The organism is Roseburia sp. AF20-18LB (assembly GCF_003461185.1).
Classification (GTDB): Bacteria; Bacillota; Clostridia; order Lachnospirales; family Lachnospiraceae; genus Roseburia_C; species Roseburia_C amylophila.
This window is the reverse complement of record NZ_QTWP01000001.1, coordinates 124,371-146,576: the sequence shown is the minus strand read 5'-3', so window position 1 is coordinate 146,576 and position 22,206 is coordinate 124,371. Positions and strand designations below refer to the sequence as shown.

The 22,206-nt window shown below is 40.0% G+C and carries 26 protein-coding genes and 1 pseudogene; 2 read left to right on the top strand and 25 right to left on the bottom strand.

Annotated features, from left to right (window positions below):
- Nucleotides 1-67: 67 nt before the first annotated feature.
- On the top strand, nt 68-685 hold the full coding sequence (gene lexA, locus DWX65_RS00760) for a transcriptional repressor LexA (RefSeq protein ID WP_022243831.1): 618 nt from the start codon (nt 68-70) through the stop codon (nt 683-685).
- A 154-nt stretch (nt 686-839) separates the two neighbouring features.
- Here the strand turns inward: lexA and rsfS are convergent, their stop codons facing one another.
- The 24 genes and pseudogenes from rsfS to DWX65_RS14870 all read right to left on the bottom strand — a co-directional run bounded on the left by rsfS (nt 840) and on the right by DWX65_RS14870 (nt 20,850).
- Nucleotides 840-1,193 (bottom strand): ribosome silencing factor, encoded by a 354-nt coding sequence (gene rsfS / locus DWX65_RS00755; protein WP_118172571.1) that lies wholly within the window; start codon nt 1,191-1,193, stop codon nt 840-842.
- Entirely contained in the window at nt 1,186-1,770 is a 585-nt protein-coding gene (gene yqeK / locus DWX65_RS15655; RefSeq protein ID WP_242997800.1) for a bis(5'-nucleosyl)-tetraphosphatase (symmetrical) YqeK, read from the bottom strand. The genes rsfS and yqeK overlap by 8 nt, the downstream gene beginning before the upstream one ends.
- 30 nt (nt 1,771-1,800) lie before the next feature.
- Nucleotides 1,801-2,388 (bottom strand): annotated as a pseudogene (gene nadD / locus DWX65_RS15650) (nicotinate-nucleotide adenylyltransferase); the annotation flags it as partial.
- Nucleotides 2,389-2,433: 45 nt separating this feature from the next.
- On the bottom strand, nt 2,434-2,727 hold the full coding sequence (yhbY, locus tag DWX65_RS00745) for a ribosome assembly RNA-binding protein YhbY (RefSeq protein WP_117698619.1): 294 nt from the start codon (nt 2,725-2,727) through the stop codon (nt 2,434-2,436).
- Between the two features lie 6 nt (nt 2,728-2,733).
- Nucleotides 2,734-4,023: a GTPase ObgE gene (obgE, locus tag DWX65_RS00740; protein ID WP_118172569.1), complete on the bottom strand. Its 1,290-nt coding sequence runs from the start codon at nt 4,021-4,023 to the stop codon at nt 2,734-2,736.
- Between the two features lie 150 nt (nt 4,024-4,173).
- On the bottom strand, nt 4,174-4,464 hold the full coding sequence (rpmA, locus tag DWX65_RS00735) for a 50S ribosomal protein L27 (RefSeq protein ID WP_022243836.1): 291 nt from the start codon (nt 4,462-4,464) through the stop codon (nt 4,174-4,176).
- A 3-nt stretch (nt 4,465-4,467) separates the two neighbouring features.
- Complete coding sequence (locus DWX65_RS00730; protein ID WP_022243837.1) at nt 4,468-4,797, bottom strand: ribosomal-processing cysteine protease Prp; 330 nt, start codon at nt 4,795-4,797, stop codon at nt 4,468-4,470.
- Between the two features lie 16 nt (nt 4,798-4,813).
- Entirely contained in the window at nt 4,814-5,119 is a 306-nt protein-coding gene (gene rplU / locus DWX65_RS00725; RefSeq protein ID WP_022243838.1) for a 50S ribosomal protein L21, read from the bottom strand.
- Between the two features lie 222 nt (nt 5,120-5,341).
- A complete protein-coding gene (locus DWX65_RS00720) occupies nt 5,342-6,607 on the bottom strand; it encodes a ribonuclease E/G (RefSeq protein WP_158561495.1) in 1,266 nt (421 codons plus the stop codon).
- Complete coding sequence (locus DWX65_RS00715; RefSeq protein WP_118172568.1) at nt 6,600-7,322, bottom strand: TIGR03936 family radical SAM-associated protein; 723 nt, start codon at nt 7,320-7,322, stop codon at nt 6,600-6,602. The genes DWX65_RS00720 and DWX65_RS00715 overlap by 8 nt, the downstream gene beginning before the upstream one ends.
- Complete coding sequence (locus DWX65_RS00710) at nt 7,306-9,171, bottom strand: TIGR03960 family B12-binding radical SAM protein (RefSeq protein WP_118172567.1); 1,866 nt, start codon at nt 9,169-9,171, stop codon at nt 7,306-7,308. Before DWX65_RS00710 ends, DWX65_RS00715 begins: the two co-directional genes overlap by 17 nt.
- Nucleotides 9,172-9,226: 55 nt before the next feature.
- Nucleotides 9,227-9,559 (bottom strand): hypothetical protein, encoded by a 333-nt coding sequence (locus DWX65_RS00705; protein ID WP_117946964.1) that lies wholly within the window; start codon nt 9,557-9,559, stop codon nt 9,227-9,229.
- 59 nt (nt 9,560-9,618) lie between these two features.
- Complete coding sequence (gene hisIE, locus DWX65_RS00700; RefSeq protein WP_118172566.1) at nt 9,619-10,899, bottom strand: bifunctional phosphoribosyl-AMP cyclohydrolase/phosphoribosyl-ATP diphosphatase HisIE; 1,281 nt, start codon at nt 10,897-10,899, stop codon at nt 9,619-9,621.
- Nucleotides 10,900-10,907: 8 nt separating this feature from the next.
- Nucleotides 10,908-11,501 (bottom strand): imidazoleglycerol-phosphate dehydratase HisB, encoded by a 594-nt coding sequence (hisB, locus tag DWX65_RS00695; RefSeq protein ID WP_022243844.1) that lies wholly within the window; start codon nt 11,499-11,501, stop codon nt 10,908-10,910.
- A gap of 15 nt (nt 11,502-11,516) precedes the next feature.
- A complete protein-coding gene (hisD, locus tag DWX65_RS00690; protein ID WP_117841071.1) occupies nt 11,517-12,815 on the bottom strand; it encodes a histidinol dehydrogenase in 1,299 nt (432 codons plus the stop codon).
- A gap of 2 nt (nt 12,816-12,817) precedes the next feature.
- Nucleotides 12,818-13,471, bottom strand: a complete 654-nt coding sequence (gene hisG, locus DWX65_RS00685; RefSeq protein ID WP_118172565.1) for an ATP phosphoribosyltransferase — start codon at nt 13,469-13,471, stop codon at nt 12,818-12,820.
- A gap of 2 nt (nt 13,472-13,473) precedes the next feature.
- Entirely contained in the window at nt 13,474-14,667 is a 1,194-nt protein-coding gene (hisZ, locus tag DWX65_RS00680) for an ATP phosphoribosyltransferase regulatory subunit (RefSeq protein WP_118172564.1), read from the bottom strand.
- A gap of 93 nt (nt 14,668-14,760) precedes the next feature.
- Nucleotides 14,761-15,294: a Holliday junction resolvase RecU gene (locus DWX65_RS00675; RefSeq protein WP_117698628.1), complete on the bottom strand. Its 534-nt coding sequence runs from the start codon at nt 15,292-15,294 to the stop codon at nt 14,761-14,763.
- The gene (locus DWX65_RS00670) at nt 15,294-15,941 is read right to left on the bottom strand and encodes a histidine phosphatase family protein (RefSeq protein ID WP_118087457.1); all 648 of its coding nucleotides are present in this window, start codon (nt 15,939-15,941) and stop codon (nt 15,294-15,296) included. The genes DWX65_RS00675 and DWX65_RS00670 overlap by 1 nt, the downstream gene beginning before the upstream one ends.
- 49 nt (nt 15,942-15,990) lie before the next feature.
- On the bottom strand, nt 15,991-16,947 hold the full coding sequence (locus tag DWX65_RS00665; protein WP_118172563.1) for an RluA family pseudouridine synthase: 957 nt from the start codon (nt 16,945-16,947) through the stop codon (nt 15,991-15,993).
- A 12-nt stretch (nt 16,948-16,959) separates the two neighbouring features.
- Nucleotides 16,960-18,930, bottom strand: a complete 1,971-nt coding sequence (locus DWX65_RS00660; protein WP_118172562.1) for a YgiQ family radical SAM protein — start codon at nt 18,928-18,930, stop codon at nt 16,960-16,962.
- A 4-nt stretch (nt 18,931-18,934) separates the two neighbouring features.
- Complete coding sequence (locus tag DWX65_RS00655) at nt 18,935-19,651, bottom strand: pseudouridine synthase (RefSeq protein ID WP_118172561.1); 717 nt, start codon at nt 19,649-19,651, stop codon at nt 18,935-18,937.
- A gap of 98 nt (nt 19,652-19,749) precedes the next feature.
- Nucleotides 19,750-20,604, bottom strand: coding sequence for a M23 family metallopeptidase (locus DWX65_RS00650; RefSeq protein WP_158564673.1), 855 nt, complete (start codon nt 20,602-20,604; stop codon nt 19,750-19,752).
- A gap of 108 nt (nt 20,605-20,712) precedes the next feature.
- Nucleotides 20,713-20,850, bottom strand: a complete 138-nt coding sequence (locus DWX65_RS14870) for a hypothetical protein (RefSeq protein ID WP_158561496.1) — start codon at nt 20,848-20,850, stop codon at nt 20,713-20,715.
- Between DWX65_RS14870 and DWX65_RS00645 the strand changes: the two genes are divergently transcribed.
- Nucleotides 20,787-21,560, top strand: a complete 774-nt coding sequence (locus DWX65_RS00645; protein WP_330414751.1) for a hypothetical protein — start codon at nt 20,787-20,789, stop codon at nt 21,558-21,560. The two genes, DWX65_RS14870 and DWX65_RS00645, sit on opposite strands and share 64 nt — an antisense overlap.
- A gap of 7 nt (nt 21,561-21,567) precedes the next feature.
- Here DWX65_RS00645 and DWX65_RS00640 read toward each other — a convergent pair whose 3' ends face one another.
- The gene (locus tag DWX65_RS00640; RefSeq protein WP_117946972.1) at nt 21,568-22,197 is read right to left on the bottom strand and encodes an ATPase; all 630 of its coding nucleotides are present in this window, start codon (nt 22,195-22,197) and stop codon (nt 21,568-21,570) included.
- Between the last annotated feature and the right edge of the window lie 9 nt (nt 22,198-22,206).

Genomic DNA, 22,206 nt, shown 5'->3' with positions numbered 1-22,206 from the left:
TCGGAATATGTGTTTGCTTTTTCTGTGAACATATGTTAGACTTAGAATATAAAAAGGAGGTAATGAGATGGCATACGGAAAAATCAGTTCAAAACAAAAGGAAATTCTTGAATATATTAAACAGGAAATTTTAAATAAAGGATACCCACCTGCTGTTCGTGAAATTTGTGAAGCAGTTAATCTGAAATCAACTTCTTCGGTTCATTCTCATCTGGAAACTCTTGAGAAGAATGGATATATCAGACGTGACCCTACGAAGCCAAGAGCAATTGAGATCATTGATGACAGCTTTAATTTAACCAGACGTGAGGTTGTTAATGTTCCTATGGTAGGAAGTGTTGCTGCAGGACAGCCGATTCTTGCAGTAGAAAATATTACCAGCTATTTTCCTATTCCGGCAGAGTTTATGCCAAATGCAGAAAGCTTTATGCTTCGAGTTAAGGGAGAAAGTATGATTAATGCAGGTATTTTCGATGGGGATAATGTTCTTGTAAAGCGTCAGTCTACTGCATCTAATGGTGATATTGTGGTTGCTCTTGTAGATGATTCTGCAACGGTTAAGACCTTTTATAAGGAGGATGGTTATTATCGTCTGCAGCCAGAAAATGATTCCATGGATCCAATTATTGTGAAAGAATGTTCTATTCTTGGAAAGGTATTCGGCGTATTCCGTTTCCTGGCTTAGTAATAATTTCAGGCTTATTAAGTAAGTATATTTTAGAAAGAAGGCTCTACCATACAGACTGTGTTTGTACGATAGTGCCTTCCTGATATGCACATCTTATTATATAACTTTTTATATATACCTTTTCATAATATACTTCTTAACTATATATTTCTTAAAGTTCTTCCGGGTCAATATCTTTTCCATCTCTCCAGATGCGCTCTAAATCGTAGAAGAGACGATCTTCTTTTGAGAAGATATGAACGATAATATCACTGTAGTCCATCAGAATCCAGCTGGAACGCTGATTTCCTTCAATCTGTTTTGCATGATAACCGGCTTTATATAACTGTTCATCTACGCTGTCCTGCATAGCCTGTAACTGGTTGGCATTACTTCCACTGGCGATAATAAAATAATCTGCGATAACAGATATTTCACTGATATCAATAATACGGATATCTTCTGCCTTCTTTTCCGATAATGCCTGATATGCAATCTTCGCCATTTCTTTCGACTGTTTATTCATGAGAACCTCCTGTATAGTAATGATATGTTTCAATTGTCATTGGATCGATATTTTTATCATTTTTACTGCCATTGAGATAATGAATGGTATCACTTAAAATCATTTTCAGTGCTTCATCTAAATCTTCAAAGGCTGTTTTTCTGATTTCTTTTAGGTTTGCTGCTTTATCCCGTTTTGGTTCGATATAATCCGCAATAAATACGATTTTATCCAGTGTATTCATTGCCGGTGCCCCGGTGGTATGAACAGAAATTGCATGAAGAATCTCTTCGTCCTCTACCTCATATAATACTCTGGCAAGAAATGCACCGACTTTAGCATGAAGTAAAAAAGGATTATCCTTTTCCACCTGCGTGACAGGAATGTTATTCTTTGCACATATTTTTAACTTTTTTTCATTTGGAATACATTTGGCACAATCGTGAAGCAGACCTGCAAGCTGAGCCTTTTCCATATCATAACCATTTGCCATGGCAAGACAGGCTGAAGTATACATGACCCCTAAAGTATGCTCGTAACGGTCTTTATCCAATTCCTTTTTTAATGTTTTTTTTATCTTATTTAATCTTTCGTTCATTGGTGTCTGACCTTCATCCTCCTGATATAAACACTGATGGGCAATATATTCTTCCACTTCCGGTGTGACAAGGTAACGTATCGGTTCCCCTTTTGCTACCCGCTCCCGGATATTATGAGAAGAAACGGAAACATTTGGTGTGATAATCGGCCTTATATCTGCCGAATAGAGCCGCTTTAACTCTGCAGCCTTATTCTTTATCCGGTTCATATCCAAATCGTCTCTGATGGCAACTAAAAGCGTTGCAAGACGGCAAATTTCTGCCGGCTCCATCCATTTATCCAGATAATCAAGGGAATCTGCTCCCATAATGAAATAGAGTTCCCAGTCCGGATAGGTCCGATGAAGCTCCTGCAGCGTCAGATACGTATAACTGGTACGGGCTGCATTAATCTCCATGGCCGAAAAATAAAAATCCGGATTATTTTTAATCGACAGGCGAATCATTTCCAGCCGGTGGGCAGACTGTTCAATCTCTTTATCATCCTTATGAGGCGAATGTCCCGTTGGAATAAAAAGAATCTGGTCTAAATGATATTGTGTTACCGCATTCTGTGCAATAATCAGATGCCCGATATGAATCGGATCAAAGGTTCCGCCAATAATTCCAATACGCACTTTCTTCAATCTTCTACCACCCTTCCAAGGTATAAAAGCTTTCGTTTATAACAATTCAATCTTTGGATGTTTCTTTGATTTACGGTAAAGAACGATTTTTTTACCAGTTACCGCAACCACCTGTGCATGCGTACGCTCTGCAATTATTTCGCCTAATTCGCGAGGATCATCTGCACAGTTTTTTAATACAGAAATCTTGATTAATTCACGTTTTTCAATGGCATCATCTACTGCTGAAATAATTTCCGGTGTAAGAGATGCCTTTCCAATCTGAAAAATTGGATTTATCGTACTTGCCATTCCTCTTAAATGGGAACGCTGCTTACTCGTTAATTCCATAATGATTTACTCCTTATAATAATCGAATTCAAGTCCATACATACGGACGGTGTCACCTTCCTGAATACCCTTAGACTCTAATTCCTTTAAGATTCCCTGTTCTTTTAAGAATTTCTGGAAGAAAAGGAAACCTTTCTCCGAATCAATATTGGTGTAACCCAGCATTTTATCAATTTTAGGACCTTCTACAACATAAGCACCATCTTCCGGATCAACCTCAATGGTATAAGGTTCACCCTCTAATGCTCTGGAATCCGGGAAGAATTCCTGTTCATAGATGACCGGAGTATCGTCCATTTCATCTAAAAGACTCTTCACATAAAACATTAACTCACGGACACCCTGACGGCTGACCGCAGAAATTGGAAATACTTTAATGCCGGATGGCTCAAAGGTTTCTTTTAATTTCTCAATAATTTCATTATTGCCTTCATAAATAGCATCAATTTTATTTGCTGCAATGACCTGAGGTTTCTTTAATAATTCCGGATTAAAGGATTCCAGCTCCTGGTTAATGGCATGAATATCTGCAATTGGGTCTCTGCCTTCTGTTCCGGCAGCATCCACGACATGAATGATAACCTTGGTACGCTCTATATGCTTTAAGAATTCATGTCCAAGACCGATTCCTTCGGATGCGCCTTCAATCAGTCCCGGAATATCAGCCATGACAAATCCGGCACCTTCGCCTAAATCAACAACACCAAGAATCGGATTTAAAGTTGTAAAATGATAATTTGCAATCTTTGGTGTTGCATTGGTGGAACTGGATAATAAAGTTGATTTTCCAACATTTGGAAAACCGACTAATCCAACGTCAGCAATTACTTTAAGTTCCAGTCGAACTTCAAGTTCCAGGGCTTCCTGCCCCGGCTGTGCATATTTCGGTGCCTGCATGGAAGAGGTTGCAAAATGCTGATTGCCAAGTCCACCCTTTCCACCGGTTAAAATAATCTGTCTTTTATTCTCACCGGACATATCTGCAATTACCTTATCGGTAGCTGCATCACGGATAATGGTTCCGGCAGGAACATGGATGACAAGGTCTTCACCTTTTTTTCCGTGGCAGTTTCGTTTCTTTCCTTCTTCTCCGTTTTCTGCAGCCCATTTGTGTTTATGGCGGAAATCATTTAAGGTGTTCATGCTGTCATCTACTTCAAAGATGATATCGCCGCCTTTTCCTCCGTCACCACCGTCCGGACCGCCATCCGGAACATATTTTTCACGGCGGAAGCTCACATGACCGTTACCGCCTTTTCCTGATTTTATAATAATTTTTGCACTGTCGGCAAACATAATTTTCTACCTCATTATTGATTGTGAACAAACATCAGTTACTGTAATCGAATGATAACTTTAAGTGCTTCTAAATTACTTCAAGTTAAAATATAGTTTCCTATAAGTGAAAATAGACCCGGCGCTTTCGTGTCGGGTCTATCATGCATCTTATTCGTTTGTTGCTACTGGATAAACAGAAGCCTGTTTCTTATCTCTGCCTTTTCTTTCAAATCTAAGAACACCGTCTGTTAATGCGAATAAAGTATCATCTCCGCCGATACCAACGTTAACGCCTGGATGAATCTTTGTTCCACGCTGTCTGTATAAAATGTTACCAGCCTTAACGAACTGTCCGTCTGCTCTTTTTGCACCTAATCTCTTGGATTCAGAATCTCTACCGTTCTTAGTAGAACCAACTCCCTTTTTATGAGCAAAAAACTGAAGGTTCATATTCAACATGTTCTACACCTCCTTGAAGTTTAAAATGATGTAATCATTTCCATAATTGTTTTGTATTCCCTGTAAGCCTAAAACCATTGTGTCCAAAAGTAACTTTGCATCATGTCCTGCCGGCTGCTCAAAAGATACGGAAATCAATCCGGTCTCTTCGTCCTGATTGGTCTTGAACTGTTCTTTTGTGAACATTCCAAGGGCATTGATTGTATTAATCACAAGAACCGAAATTCCTGCACATACAATATCCTCTCCGGCATCTGCATATTCAGCATGTCCGACACAGGAAAAAGCAAGATACTCTTGTTTCTGGTTTCGAAAAATCGTTATCTTTGTCATAACAATTTCCTATCGATTACGCATTAATTTTTTCGATTTTCACCTGTGTGAACGCCTGTCTATGACCGTTCTTCTTGTGATAGCCGGTTTTTCTCTTATACTTGTAAACGATAACTTTCTTAGCTCTGCCTTCTTTTACTACAGAAGCTTCTACAGTTGCGTTAGCTGCGTCTGCACCAACTTTTAATCCGTTGTCAGATACTGCTAAAACCTGATCGAAAGTTACTTTCTCACCAGCCTCAACACCAAGCTTTTCAATGGTAATGATATCGCCTTCAGATACTTTGTACTGTTTACCACCTGTTGCTATAATTGCGTACATATGGCACCTCCTATTATCATTACTCGCCAGTTGTGGTGCTATCCTTACGATAGACTTATACCTCACTGTGCGGCATACTGTTGTATCATAGCACACGAATTACGATTCGTCAACTATTTAACGCTATAATTTTAATTATTTTTCAGGTACTTTCGGGTATTGTATTCAGATATTTCTTTGCATATCTTGATAGATACCTTGATGTGGCTTTTGCAGCTGCTATCATCTTAGCTGAGCCACCTGCTCCAAAAGCGTCTTACGCTCCTTCTTCCGGGTCAGTTCCACTAAGCCAAGCTTTGTAATATCCACAAGCCGTACCGGAACCGGGTCTTCTTTTAAGGATAACCGGAACTGGTGCATCAGCTCTTTTCTTTGCTCTTCTTTTGCCATATTGATGAAATCCACAATGACAATTCCTGAAATATTACGAAGCCGGAGCTGTCTTGAAATCTCTGCAGCAGCTTCTAAATTAATCTTATAATAATATTCTTCTGCATTTTTTCCGGAAGTATTCTTTCCACTGTTTACATCGATAACTGTCAGAGCTTCCGTTGGCTGAATGATAAGATAAGCACCAGACTTCATCCAGACCCGTTCCGATATTGCACGCTGTATCTGCGTCTCAAAGGAATAAAGGGTTCCTAATGAAATGGCATCATTTTCATAGAACCGTATCTTAGATAAAATATCAGGATTTCCGGCATAAAGCTGTTGAAGCTCTTCATAGATATTCTTATCATCCGTAATAATTTCACCAAGCTCTTCCTGGTAAAGGTGATTGATGGCATTTTCATAAAATTTCTTTGGCGGAAGCAGGATAGTGTAACAGGTACGGAAAAGAAAAGTTGCAGCTAATTCCTGATAGTCAGATAAAAGCTGTTTGTATTCTGTTTCCAATTCTTTCTGAGAAGCACCTGCCGCATTGGTTCTTACGATAAGACTATGCGGCTTCCTTTTTTCTTTCTGCCCGGCATTCTGCGTTGTATCGGCAGCCGTTTCTTTTCTGGAAAGCGGCATCTGTTCGAAAAGCTGTACCTGACTGCTTAGTCTTTCTTTTTCATCAGCACTTAATTTAGCAGAAATGGCAAGAGGACGGTTTTCATTTGTCAGGACAAAATACTTTCCTGCAAGGGAAAGCTTGGTATCCGCAATGGGATACTTGGTCTTGATTGCCTCTTTGGTAATCTGCACCACAAGTTCATCCCCTTCGGTCAGCTTTCCGCTTCTGCACTGCTTCGAAAACCAGGCATCTTTTATATGTGCTGTTTCCAGATAACAGGTTACTCCCTTTGCAATGTCCACAAAAGCGGCATCTAAGTTCGCGGCAATCTTTTTTACCCTGGCAATACAAATTATTCCCGGTACAACCTGATTTTCTTCGGATAACGGATGAAATGCAATTTCCCTAAACTTGTCCTTTTCATCTAACAGTGCCGTAAAATAGGAGTCGCCTACATAATGCTGCCTTGTAATGATAAATTTATTCAAGAATGTCATCTCCCATTTCATCCAATGCAATCAGAGTGCCGTCTTCTTTTCGGGCATATACGTCCACACGATGAATCTGAAACTGCATTTCGTTATAAGGAAGTTCCAGATACCGGTAAAAGGCTTCTAACAAAAGCTCTGGTTTTACATTATCTACGCTTCCTGTAGATACTTTAAGATAAAAGAATGGACAGCCATCTGCTTCCTCAACCTGAAAATCATATACCAGCTGCTTTAAGTCCATGACTTTTTCGCTTTTTTTTGTCTTTTTCGTAACCAGAAGCTCCGGAGCATCTTCATAAAATGCTTTTACTTTACCTTTTAGTTCATCCAAAGTGAATGGACAATTTCCTTTATCCTTATAAAATACGTTATAGTCTGCTGCTGCAACAATGGACATCGCTGTTTTTGCATGCTCTGGCAGCATCCGGTAAGATACGATTTCAACACCTTCCACCATGGTATCATTTAAAGCCTTAACGGATTCAATTGAACTTCTGGTAGAATGTACTTCAATATCAAGATATTCTCCATCACTGGTGATTCCAACTCCCAGCGGTGCCGCAAAAGACATAATCTGATGCGGGGAAAATCCCTCGGAATATGCAATATCAATCTCAGCACGACGCATTGCTTTCTGGAAATAACGCATCATATCAAGGTGTCCAATAAATTTCATTACACCATATTTTCGAAATTTAATTCTTATTTTCAAAGCAGACACCTCCCTTAAACTGAGCAGCTCCACAGCCCTGACACTGCATCCGGCAGTTTGGAGTTACTTCTTCTTTTCTGGCACGTTCCCATTCGCGGATTAAGAACTTTTTCGAAACGCCATCATCAATAAAATCCCATGGAAAAATTTCATCCAGAGGACGTTCCCGCATGGTATAGAAATCGGTATCAATGCCACATTCCGCAAAAGCCTCTACCCAGCGGTTATTATCAAAAAATTCCGTCCAGGCATCAAAGATACCACCTTTTTCATAAACCTTAAGCAAGACAGGGGCAATCCGGCGGTCTCCTCTTGCAAGAATACCCTCTAATACCGTAACATCTGCTTCATGCCAGTTATACTTGATGCTCTTGCGGTTTAACTGTTCTTTTACAGCATCATTTACCACCTTGGCTCTGCCAAGATAGCTGTCCTTATCATACATTCTCGCCCACTGGAATGGAGTAAATGGCTTTGGTACAAAGAAAGAGGTACTGATAGTAATCTGACATTTTCCATTCCGCTCTTCCTTTGGAATCTCATAATAACGGACTGCAATTTTATTGGCAAGTTCTGCTATGGCACGCATATCATCTTCCGTCTCGGTCGGAAGTCCTAGCATGAAATAAAGCTTTACTTTATTCCAGCCGCCTTCAAACGCCATTCCGGCACCATTTAAAATCACCTCTTCCGTCAGTCCTTTATTAATAACATTACGAAGACGCTGGGAACCGGCTTCCGGAGCAAAGGTAAGGCTGCTCTTTCTGATATCCTGCACTTTTCCCATAACGTCTAAGGAAAATGCATCGATACGAAGAGATGGCAGAGAAATATTTACGCCTTTATCCTTAAAGTTATCAATCAGAAAATTAACCAGTTCTTCCAGTTGCGAATAATCACTGGAACTTAAAGAACTTAAAGAAATCTCTTCATGTCCGGTATTCTTTAACATTTCATAAGCATAATGTTTTAAGACTTCTACATCTTTTTCACGGACCGGACGGTAAATCATTCCTGCCTGACAGAAACGGCAGCCGCGGATACAGCCACGCTGAATCTCTAATACCACACGATCCTGGGTTGCTTTAATAAAAGGAACAACCGGTTTCTCCGGGTAAACAGAATGGGACATATCCATCTGAATCTGTTTCTTTACCGTTGCCGGCACATCCTCATATTTTGGTGTAAAGGATGCAATCGTTCCATCTTCTTTATAAGCCACCTCATACATGGAAGGCACATAGATTCCAGGAATAGACGCTGCACGGCGTAAGAATTCCTTTCTGCTGGCCTTTTCTTTCCTGCACTGCTTATACAGCGTAAATAATTCCGTATAAGAAATTTCGCCTTCTCCGATATAGAACAAATCAAAGAAATCTGCAATCGGCTCCGGATTATAGCTGCAAGGACCGCCACCGATTACAATCGGGTCATCTTCTTTTCGCTCAGAAGACAGCATGGCAATCTGGGATAAATCAAGAATCTGTAAAATATTGGTATAGCACATCTCATACTGAATGGTAATACCAAGGAAATCAAAATCCTTAATCGGCTCCTGACTTTCCAGTGCAAATAAAGGAATATTTTTTTCTTTCATAATCTTGTGTAAATCCGGCCACGGAGAATAAACCCGTTCGCAGTATACATCATCCCGTTTATTAAACATATCATATAAAATCTGAATGCCCAGGTGAGACATTCCGATTTCATAGACATCCGGAAAGCACATTGCAAAACGGATGTCAACATCCTTCGGATTCTTCTTTACCATGTTCAGCTCGTTTCCGATATAACGGGCCGGTTTATCAATTGTTAAAAGTATTTCATCACTTAATGCTAAAGTGTTCATCTGGTACCTCAATCATTCTTAAATATCATAATCCGATTTGTGAAAAAAATAACGCTTATATATTTTTTGCAAAATCCGAAATCATCATAACATACTTTTGCAGTTTTGTATAATCATAGTTTTCTTCTAATTGCCGATACATCCATTCGATATCTTTTTCACCGGCAGTCCCCGGAAAAGAAAGCTTCCCTTTATCACATAAAACAAACATCACAAAAATGCAAATACAAAGCAGCCATTTTACTTTCCAAATGGCTGCTTTTCCTGTGTTTATTAACTCCTCGTCCGTGTCTTTCCGTGATTCCGAAAAAGAATTTCTGGCACGAAGAATATATTCCCGTCTGTTTGCAATATAATCCTGTTCCAAATAAATCGCACCTTTCTGCATATCATCGCCTGATTGTTGTTCTGCTGTAATCTATGCAGAAAGTGCAGGAACTATGTATGTTATCTCTGGGCAAGTTCCTGGGTAACATCCTCCCATGTTACGCCTTTTTCTACCATCAATACCATTGCATGATAAAGGAAATCTGAAATTTCATAAATAATCTCTTCCGGTTCCGGATTCTTTGCGGCAATGACAATCTCGGTTGCTTCTTCGCCGACCTTCTTTAAAATCTTATCAATTCCCTTATCGAAAAGGTAGTTGGTATAAGAGCCTTCCTTTGGATGAATCTTACGATCCGCAATAATGGAGTAGACATCCTCAAATACCTGCAGTGGATTTTTCTCAGCATATTCTTTCTTGACAATTTCATTAAAGAAGCAGCTTGGTGCTCCGGTATGACATGCCACGCCAATCTGGGATACCTTTGCAAGAATGGTATCAAAGTCACAGTCTGCCGTTAAAGATTTCACATACTGGATATGACCACTGGTCTCACCCTTCATCCACAACGCCTTACGGCTGCGGCTGTAATAAGTCATCTTTCCGCTGGAAATGGTGGTATTGAACGCTTCTTCATTCATATAAGCTACCATAAGTACTTCATCGGTACGGTAATCCTGTACTACAACAGGTACCATTCCATCCGAATTCAATTTGAAATCACTCCATTTTAATGCCGGAGCAAAATTGTCCATACGGATTCCGCTGGCTGCAAATTCTGTCTTTAATTTCATGATATCCGTCCTTGTATCATTGATAAAAGCGCCACAGATTCCTCTGACATTTTCACGGTTTAATACATCCACCAGTGCATCCTTGTCATAATTATCATACTGAACGACATATGGCAGATTTGTAATATTTTCTACTCCGTCCATCATGGATGGATCAAGAACAATCATTTCATGGAAATATTCATCCAGTTCATCTTTGTGTTTGAATAAGAAATCAATGTTCTTTACAGAAACTATCATACGGTCTTTTCCGAATCGTTTTGCACCTTCCTCCGCCAAAGACATGCTGACAGATTTGGCACCGTTTAAAACAACCTGTTTACATCCGGCATAGATAAATTTCTTAATGTCTTCCAGACGGTTGATATTTCCACCTGCATAAATCGGAATCTCTACAGTACGGAAAATATCTTTTACCGTATGAATATTTTTCTCATGCTCTTCATCATCGGTTGATAAGTCATAGATTAAAATCTTATCAATTCCACTGTCATTATAAAGCTTGGTAAGTTCTTTTAAATCTCCTGCAGAACTAAGGTCACTCGGGCTCTTTACTGCCTCTCCGTTTTTCAGATAAATGGTTGCTACTATATTCTTGTGTTTCATATGCTCACCTATAAACTGCCTTTCGTTGATAATATGTCGGTAATACGCGGGTCGATGATGGTTGCCTCATCCAATGCCTTTGCAAATGCCTTAAACATGGCTTCAATCATATGATGGTTATTTCCGCCTGTAATGACCTTAAGATGTAAATTCATTCCGGCGCTATAGGAAATGGCATAAAAGAATTCTTTTACCATTTCGGTATCCATATAACCTACGCGGTCTGTGGTAAATTCTGCATCAAAGGATAGATACGGTCTTCCGGATAAATCTACCGCACAAAGCACCAGTGTCTCATCCATGGGAAGCATACAGCTTCCAAAACGTTTGATACCCTTTTTGTCACCGACTGCTTTTTTAATGGCATTGCCAAGGACGATTCCGGTATCTTCAATGGTATGATGACAGTCCACCACCAGATCTCCGGTCACTTTGACATTTAAATCAAATAATCCATGTCTTGCAAAGCCATCTAACATATGGTCGAAAAATCCAATTCCGGTATCTACCTTTGCATCCCCTCTGCCGTCCAAATCAAAGGAAAGGTAAATATCGGTTTCTTTTGTTTTTCTTGTATATTCTGCAATACGTCTTTGTTCCATGAAACAAACCTCCGTTTAGTTTTCGTCTTCAAATCTTACTTTAACGGAATTTGCATGTGCCGTCAACTGTTCGCACTCTGCAAACTGGGCAATATCTTTATATACTTCCTCTAATGCTTCCCTGGAATAGGAAATAATGCTGGATTTCTTAATAAAATCATCTACGGATAATGCAGAGAAGAATTTTGCGGTTCCATTGGTTGGAAGAACGTGGTTTGGTCCTGCAAAATAATCTCCAAGCGGTTCACTGCTGTATTCACCGATGAAAATTGCTCCGGCATTTCTTACCTTGGTCATAACTTCAAACGGATTCTTTGTTACAATTTCCATATGTTCGGATGCAATTTCATTTACTGCAGCAATGGCTTCCTCCATATTATCTGCAATTAAAATATATCCATAGTTATCTAAGGATTTCTGGATGATTTCTTTTCTGGAAAGCTGTGCAGTAAATTTTGCTGCTTCCTCAGAAACACGCTCTGCCAGTTCACGGCTTGTGGTAATCAAAATTGCGGAAGCCATTTCATCATGCTCTGCCTGGGATAAAAGGTCGGCTGCAACATATCTTGGATTGGCTGTTTCATCTGCTAATACTAAAATCTCACTTGGTCCGGCGATGGAGTCTATGCTGACATAACCGAATACGGCTTTTTTCGCTAAAGCTACATAAATATTTCCAGGGCCAACAATTTTATCTACTTTTGGAATGCTTTCGGTACCAAAGGCGAGAGCTGCAATTGCCTGTGCGCCACCTACTTTATAGATGCGGTCTGCACCGGCTTCTCTTGCTGCAACCAATGTAGAAGGATTTACCTTACCATCTTTTCCAGGCGGTGTTGTCATAATAATTTCATCAACTCCGGCAACCTTGGCCGGAACAATATTCATCAGTACGGAAGAAGGATAAACGGCTTTTCCACCCGGTACATAAACACCGACACGGGCTAATGCGGTTACTTTCTGACCTAAGATAATACCTTTATCCTGGCTGTCAAACCAGCTGTTCTGACGCTGTTTTTCATGATAGGTACGGATATTTACAAGAGATTTCCGGATGACTTCAAGGAGCTTCGGATCTACTGCATCATAAGCCTCCTTAATCTCTTCTTCTGTTACTAAAATATTATCTTTATGAATCGTTGCGCCATCAAATCTCGCTGTATAGTCAAATAATGCAGCATCTCTGTTGGCACGTACCGTTTCAATGATTTCCTGTACGCTGGCTTCAAATTTGCCGTAGCTGTTGGGGCTTCTCTTTAAAAGATTCTCTAATATATTACCCTTTGTCTCTTCTGTCAACTCTAAAATACGCATGTTTATGCCTCCTTTAATACCGATTTTAAATCTGTAATTAATTTCGTAATCCGCTCATGTTCCATTTTCATACTAACCTGATTTACGACCATCCGGGCAGAAAGCGGACAAACTTCTTCTAATACTTCAAGTCCGTTTTCACGTAAGGTTGAGCCTGTCTCTACAATATCACATATTACCTCAGAAAGTCCAACAATCGGGGCAAGTTCGATGGAACCGTTTAATTTGATAATTTCTACAGTCTGATGTTTCTTATTATAAAAATAGTCTTTTGCAATGCGCGGATATTTGGTTGCCACACGGATCAGTTCGTGATGCTGTAATAATTCTTTGGATTCTTTTGGACCGCAGATACACATTCTGCATTTTCCAAAGCCCAAATCCAATACTTCATAAATATTTCTTGCTTCCTCTAAAATTGTATCCTTTCCCACAATACCGATATCTGCCGCACCATATTCTACATAAGTTGGTACATCCGGTCCCTTGGCAAGGAAGAAACGAAGCTTTAATTCTTCATTGACAAAAATAAGTTTTCTGGTATCCTTGTCTTTCATTTCTTCACAGGTAATGCCGATTTTTTCAAAAGTCTCTAAGGTTTTATTTGCCAGTCTTCCCTTACCTAATGCAAAGGTTAAATATCTCATATCTTCCATTTCTATTCTCCATCCATAAATGTCAGTTCTGCAATCTGATTTCGCAATGCATATGCTTCATAATCTGCTTTTGATTTATCCATTGCCCAGGCAATCAGTTCCACATTGCAGTCCTTTGTCCTCAGTGCAATGGCTTTTTTTACTGCTTCCCTGCGGTATTCCGGTTTGTATACAATCAACTGATTGTCATGTTTTACGGTAATCTCAATCTTCTGTCTTAAAATTGCTGCCATTAACTGGTCTACTACAATCGCAAATCCAATGGATGCTGCATCTTTTCCAAAATAAGTAAGAAGTTTGTCATAACGGCCACCCTTTACAATCGGTTCACCACTTCCATAAGTATAACCGGCAAAAATTACTCCGGTATAATAATGATAGCTGCTTAACATACCAAATTCATAGGTCACATATTTGTCTACGCCATATATTTTAAGCACCGCATCTAAGTCTTCCAATCTGCGTATCGCTTTATAAACCTTTGGATAATCAGCTGCATAGGTCTTTGCGTCTTCAAAGGAAGCTGCATTATCATAAATAGTTCCAAGCATTCCGAATAATTCTTTCAAATTCTGGTTCATGGAGCAGTCGGAAATCTCTTCTTCCACACCAAAAAAATTCTTATTTGCAATCAGTTCCCGGATAACCTCTTCCTGTTCTTCAGAAAGTCCTGCCGCTTCCATTAAGCCACGGAAAAATTCCACATGACCCACACTAATCTGGAAATCCTTTAAACCACTGCTCTTTAATGCGTCAATTGCCATGGCAATCATCTCTGCGTCGGCATCTACGGTATCATCTCCGATTAACTCTGCACCAAGCTGGGTGGATTCCTTTAATCTTCCCTGATAACTATGGTTGTTGATAAAGGTATTTCCCATATAAGAAAGGCGGATTGGCATATCCTCATCCATAAAATATTTCGCGGCAGACCGTGCAATAGATGGTGTAATATCCGGTCTTAATACAAGGGTATTTCCTTCCCGGTCAAAAAATTTATATAATTCGCTGGATGGAATGGTTCCAACTTCTTTTCCAAATATATCGAAAAATTCAAAGGTTGGTGTCTGAATACTGTGGTATCCGTGTCGTTTTAAAGCCTTATGCAGCCGATCCTGCAGCTCTAATTTTTTTTCACACTCTTCATTATAAATATCCCGGACACCCTCTGGTGTATGTAACAATTGATTTTTCATATAAACCTCCAGTTTTTTTCAAAACACTTTAGCGTGCTACCATGCTACCACGGTGAATTGCTTTTCCTAGTATATATTACCTGGAAATAATTGTCAATCCCTTAGCTCCAAATCTTTTTTCAAGCCTTCCAGATAAGGAACCAGGATTCCTGACTTCTTTGGCAGGAAAAATTCCGGATTTAATTCTTCTAACCGGAAGCTCTTCCGTCCGCCATTCTGGGCTCTCTCCCAGAATTCATAAAGCTGTCGGAATGGCATATAGTAAAATTCATCCCGTTGGGTATAAAATATCAGAATAAAGGAAATACCCTGCTGATTTTCAAAATCCTGCATAAACTGAATCTGGTGAGCATGCACATTGGCAAGAGGAAACGTATCGGTGTGACATTCCTTGGCATCAAAGCAGACCGGAATGCCCTGTACTGCCCCGATATAATCTACGGTACTTTTCTGGTCAAAATAGGCAAGGGTAATATGTCTTGTTTCTTTATCAATATTAATTGGTGTAATCGGTGTCGGAATTTTCTGTATCATTGCTAAATTATGCTCTGCATATTTTTCATTGGTCCGGTTGATAAATTCCTCTAACGTAGAACCTCTTAATCCTCTGGAATTCCAAGTTGGCATCAGAGTATACTTCCTTTCTTTTCTTCCGGCAGTGTGTAATAAATTTTATGTTCTTCGAGAATCCTTATTTTCTGATTCTTTACTTCTAATATATTTACACTGCAGTTTGGCTGGTGGCTGTTCCAGAAATCCTTGATTTCAAGTCCTTTTATGTATGCAAGAAATGCCCGGATGATTCCACCATGACAGCAGATGAGCACACGCTTCATTTTTTCTTCCAGTGGAAGGATTTCATGCTTTAAAAAATCTTCCACCCTGCCAAGTAATGCTTCGTAGCTTTCGCCCTGTTCCGTGGCACGATACTGTTCCGGCGCATGAAATAAAGCATCAATATTTTTAAGGGCCGGATTCCAGCTGAGATCAGCAAGCTTCTGTCCTTCCCCTTCTCCGAAGTTCATTTCACGGATACGTTCATCATAGGAAATCGGGGTGTCCGTTCCTCGCAGAATAATCTCTGCCGTCTGTCTGGCACGAATTAACGGACTGCAATAACAGTAGTCAAAAGTCAGTCCTTCGTTTTGGAATCCCTCTTTGGTCTTTTCGGCTAATTCCAGTCCGAATTCATTTAATGGAATGTCAAGCGTTCCCTGTATCAGTCCTTTTTTATTGTAATCGGTTTCTCCATGCCGCATCAGATATACTTTCATCTTACTTATTCATCCTTCCTGTAACATCCGTAGTCTTTTGTTAAAATAATTACTGCTCTATGGCATTCTGATTTGCATAACAAATAGCCTTATTAAAATCATCCGGTGGAGCTGCTTCTACACATCTGCCATCTGCAAATATCATCCGGTAAGCATGTAAAAGCTGATGTTTTACGCCGGTGCGTTCCCGGTAAAAATGATTGATTTTTTCATTACCATATTTACTGTCTCCGATAATCGGATGACCAATGGATGCTAAATGGGCACGGATCTGATGGCTGCGTCCGGTAATCAGATGCACCTGCAGCAGTGTGACATCCTGATATACTTCCAGTGGCTCATACTCGGTTTCGATACAGAGTGCATCCTCTGTTTTTTCCTTTGAAATAAATACCCGATTCTGCCTTTCATCCTTCATAAGATAACCCTTTAAATGCTGCGGTACTGTAATGCATCCAGCTACCAGGCAGAGATAATATTTCTTTACGGTTCTTTTTTTCAATGTCTCGGATAAATCCTGCAATCCCTTTAACGTCTTTCCGGCTGTCAGAAGTCCTGAAGTATTGCGGTCAAGACGGTTGCAGACGGACGGCCGGAAGGTCCGCAAATCCGTTTCCTTAAGAGCTCTGCTTTGAAGAAGATATCCGATAATATATTCGTTGGCAGAAATATCGGATGGCTGTGCCTTCTGTGACAGCATTCCTGCAGGTTTATTGATGATTAAAATATCTTCATCTTCATAAACGATATCCAGTGCTGTGGTTGGAAAACTTTCTTTTACCTCTGCTCCTGCAAACTTATCATAAGTTTCATCTGCTAAAAACAGCTTTACCTCATCTCTGGCATTCAGTTTTTCGGATCCATCTGCCTTTTTTCCATTTAATACAATATTCTTTTTCCGAAGCATTTTATAGACAAAGCTTGACGGTGCTTCTTTTAAAAGCTTTTTTAAATATTTATCAAAACGTTGTCCTGCTTCATTTTCTTTAATGATAAATGTTTTCATAACATATCCTTACTATTTCTTTTTATGAACGGTTCGAATCGTATGCTTCTTCTTCGTATTCTGACTGGAAGTCTTTCCCGAATATTTTTCTGTATTTCTGGAATTTCCAGTTTTATACTTTGTCTGATTTTGATTCAGTGTCCGCTTCGTCTTTTTCTTATCCGAAAATGCTTCTTCTTTGGCAAGCTTTCTTGGACGGATGAGGCAATGGGCATCAAAGCCGATTAAATCCGTCCGGTTCGTCTTAACTAACGCTTCATGCACCAAATCATAATTTTCCGGATTACGATACTGTATCAGTGCACGCTGCATGGCTTTCTCATGCGGATTGGTTGCTACATATACCGGCTCCATGGTCCGCGGATCTAAACCCGTATAGTACATACAGGTCGATATGGTGGATGGGGTCGGATAGAAATCCTGTACCTGCTGAGGCATATAACCTAAATCTCTTAAATACTCAGCCAAATCTACTGCCTCCTGCAGGGTCGAACCAGGATGGGAGGACATCAGATATGGTACCAGATACTGTTTTAATCCTAACCGTTCATTCATATCATGATACTTGCGGACAAATTCATTATAAACGGAAACCGGAGGTTTTCCCATTTTCTGTAATACCGGGTCTGAAATATGCTCCGGTGCCACCTTTAGCTGTCCGCTGACATGATATTTACAAAGTTCTTCCAGAAAATTATTTTTCGTATCACATAACAGATAGTCAAAACGGATACCGGAACGGACAAATACTTTTTTCACGCCTTTGATATTCCGTAATTTACGAAGAAGACTGATATAATCGCTATGGTCAGCAACAAGATTTTTACATGGTGTCGGGAACAGACATTGCCGGTTCTTGCAAACACCCTTTGTGAGCTGCTTCGTACATGCCGGTGCCCTGAAATTAGCAGTCGGACCACCTACATCATGGATATATCCTTTAAAATCCTTATCCTGTGTCATCTTCTTTGCTTCTGCAAGAATGGATTCATGACTTCTGGTCTGAATAATTCTGCCCTGATGAAAAGTTAAAGCACAAAAGCTGCAGCCACCAAAGCAGCCACGGTTACTGACCAGTGAAAATTTTACTTCTTCAATAGCCGGTACACCACCATCCTTTTCATAGATTGGATGATAGGTTCTCATATATGGCAGTGCGTAGATATCATCCATTTCCATCTGGGTTAATGGCTTTGCCGGAGGGTTCTGTACGACAAACATTTTCTCATCATAGGTTTCATAAATTCTTTTTGCCGTAAAAGGGTCTGTATTCTGATACTGCAGGTAAAAGCTCTTGGCATACGCTGTCTTGTCCTCTTTGATTTTATTAAAAGACGGCAATTCCAAGGCATCATAAATATCTTCTTTATTTCTGGTCTTAAAAACAGTTCCATCGATATAAGTAATATCCTTTACCGCAAGACCGGAAGCTAATGCATCTGCAATTTCAACAATGCTGTGCTCGCCCATTCCATAAGAAATCAAATCAGCACCGGAGTCCAGAAGAATGGAACGTTTTACCTTATTAGACCAGTAATCATAATGCCCCAGTCTTCTAAGGCTTGCTTCAATACCGCCGATAATGATTGGATTATGTTTATAGGTCTGACGGATCAGATTGCAGTAACTTACCACTGCATAATCCGGGCGTTTTCCCATAACGCCACCCGGTGAAAATGCATCATGGGCACGTCTCTTTTTCGATACGGAATAATGGTTTACCATGGAATCCATATTACCTCCGGAAACGAAAAAGCCAAGCCGTGGCTCGCCCAATATGGTTACGCTTTCCTTGTCACGGTAATCCGGCTGTGCAATGATACCCACGGTATAACCATGTGCCTGCAATATTCTGCTGATAATAGCATGTCCAAAGGAAGGATGGTCCACATATGCATCTCCGCATACATAAACGAAATCCAGCTGCTTTATCCCTGCTTCTTCCATGTCTTTTCTTGAAATTGGTAAAAAACCGTTCTGCATCTTCTTATCCTTCCTTTAATGCCTGTAATTCTGACTCCGTCAATGGGCGATACGCTCCTGTTGCCAGAGTTTCATCCAGCTTTAAGCTTCCCATGGAAAGCCGTTTTAAATAAATGACCTTTTTTCCTGTTTTTTCAAACATCCGCTTAATCTGATGATATTTTCCTTCGGTAATAGTAACTTCAATTTCTGATTCTGAATCACTTTTTAAAATCACAAGTTCAGCAGGCTTTGTGAGGTTTTTCTCTCCGATATCAAGACCCTTCTGAAAAGCCGCAACATCTTCAGCAGTCACTTTTCCTTCTATTCTGGCATAATAAGTTTTTGCCACATGTTTCTTCGGAGATAAAAGCTCATGAGCCAACGCACCGTCATTGGTGATAAGGAGCAGCCCTTCCGTATCCTTATCCAGTCTGCCTACCGGAAACAAATCTTTTCTTACAGCATCTTCTATGAAAGAAACTACAGTTGGAAAATGCTTATCTTCCGTGGCACTGACACAGCCGGCAGGCTTATTTAGCATATAATATTCCCACTGGGAATAATTAACCTTTTCGCCTTCGAGGTTAACAATATCCTTTTCCGGTGAAATCTTATATTCCGGACGTTTGATGATTTCTCCATTTACGGTAACACGTCCCTTGGAAATATAGGTTTTCACCTGGCTTCTGCTTCCTTTACCCATTTCTGTTAAAAATTTATCTAATCTCAAATCTTTCATTCTGATACGTTCCTTTACTACTCTGATTTGGCAGACACTGCGATAACTCGAGAAGCTCGCAAAGCGTGTTTCTTATAATTCAAATCCTAATTTAAATCTTAATATTGATAATGTAATATTTTCTTCTCCTGATAGAGATATTGCAGGACGGAATAGGAATTTACACTAAACTCCCGTTTATTTTCATCATTTAAATAAATTCCAAAATGAAGATGCACATCAAAATTACCGGCGGTTCCTTCTGTCTTAGAATATCCGGTATCTCCCATAAATGCAATCAGCTCTCCGGCATGAACCTCGTCTCCGATGGAAAATCCTTCTGCATAATCCGACAGATGTGCATAGTAGAAATATGCTCCATGGGGACTCCGGATTCCGATACGGTAACCCCCAAGTTCCAGCCAGCCCATCTGCTCTATGGTTCCATCGCAGACACTGATTACCGGGTAATTTCCCCGCTCATTGATATCTGCCATAATATCACAGCCTTCATGTCCTCTGTCTCCACCATAAGTGCGGCTCTGCATCCAGGTGTCTCCAAAAGTTACTTTTTTCTCTTCGTCCCAGATGGTATCCGGAACCGGGAAATAGACAATGTCAGACCAGATACTGTCTAAATAGGCTTCCTGCTTTTCAATTTCTTCTTTATGAAAATGCAGCAATCTTTTGTATACATCTTTCAGCTCGTTTTTTTCTGTTAAATCTGAAGCATAATATGCCAGAAGATAGCGGGTAAATGTCATATCGTCCTGAGCCTCACCATCTTCAGACTCATATTCCCTGAATTTTAACACCGTTTCCGGAGAGACTTCCTGATTCCGAAGTTTCTGAAAGAACTCCTGTTGTTCAAATGCTATATAAAAGGCTGCCCGCTTTTGAATCTGCTGTAACAGGCTGCAGTCTATGACCAACAGCAAAAAAAAGAGAATAATGACACAAATTTTCTTCTTCATAATAATCCGCATAAAAGTTATTTTATACAATATATTGAACTATGAAAAAAACTATTTCTCTTCTGATTCTTTTTTTGTGCTTAATATTATTATTTGTGCATCCAATGCTTACGGTATCTGCCGCAGCAAATGGCCTAATGCTCTGGTACCAGAGTATTCTGCCTGCATTGCTTCCTTTTGCCATTCTATCCAATATTCTGATTTCATCCGGGGTTTTTTATCATATTTCAGGAATCCTCTATCCATTCATCCATCTCCTGATTCCCTGCAGCAGAAATGCCTGTTTTCCACTTCTGTCAGGATTTCTATTTGGTTTTCCTATGGGAAGCCGTATCTGTGCCCAAATGTTAGAGGAAAATCAATTATCAAAGGAAGAAGCAACCATTCTCTTTGCAATCTGTAACAATATCAGTCCTATGTTTATTGCAAGCTACATTGTTCATGACACGCTTCGGCAGGACAGTCTTTTATTGCCAACATTTGGGATTCTCTATCTGCCGCCACTGATTCTCTGCCGCATTCTTTATGCCTTTCAACGAAAAAGTCTAACGCAAAAAGAAACGGCACCACGATTAAAATTAAACTTTTCAATCATAGATGCCGGTATCATGAACGGTTTTGAAATTCTTTGTAAACTCGGTGGATATATCATGCTCTTTTCTATTCTGTTAGAACAGATTACCTTTTATGTGCCACAAAAGCTCTTACAATTACCACTTTGTATTCCATTGGAAGTTACTAATGGAATCCGGCAGATTTCCGAAGAAGCTCTCTCTCCACAACTTGCTTATGCCTTAATTTTAAGTCTTACCTCTTTTGGCGGATTATGTGGCTTCGCCCAGACCTATTCCATGGTTGCAAGCCAGAAGCTCTCCATGAAATATTATCTGCTGGTCCGAATCAGTCTTGCATTCTGTGCTTTCCTTCTGGGGTACATGATATATCCGGCAGGATAAATATATATTACTCTTCCGGAGTCTCATTTGCCGGAGCTTCCTGTGTGGCAGGCTCTGCTGTTGTTTCCTGTTTTGCCTGTCCGGAAGAAGCATCTTCTTCCTCTGGAAGCAGTTCATTCCGGTTTGCCGTCACAACATCCAGACAACCCTGAAGAGTATGAATCAGATTATCATATCTTGCCTGTGAACCTTCAATGGCATGACTTAAAATTTCTTCAATATTCTTAAGACTGCTGTCCGTATACTGAATTGCACCCATACGGATATTATTGGCATCATTGGTTGCTTTATCAAGAATCTCCTGTGCCTGCTTGGTAGCAATCATAACAACCTCATTTGCCTGGGCATAAGCCTGTTGCATAATCTGGTGTTCACTGACAAGCTCGCTGGTCTGTACCTGTGCCTGAGCAATGATGGCATCTGCTTTTGCCTGGGCATCTGCCAGAATAGCTTCTTTGTTGCTGATAATCTTCTGATAACGCTTGATTTCTTCTGGCGTTTTCATTTTTAATTCCGTCAGGAGTTCTTCTAACTCATCCTTATTAACAACAATTTTCGTACTGGATAATGGCTGATATTTGCAATTATCAATATATTCTTCGATTTCTTCTATGATTTGTTCCATTCTGCTACTCATCGTCCACAC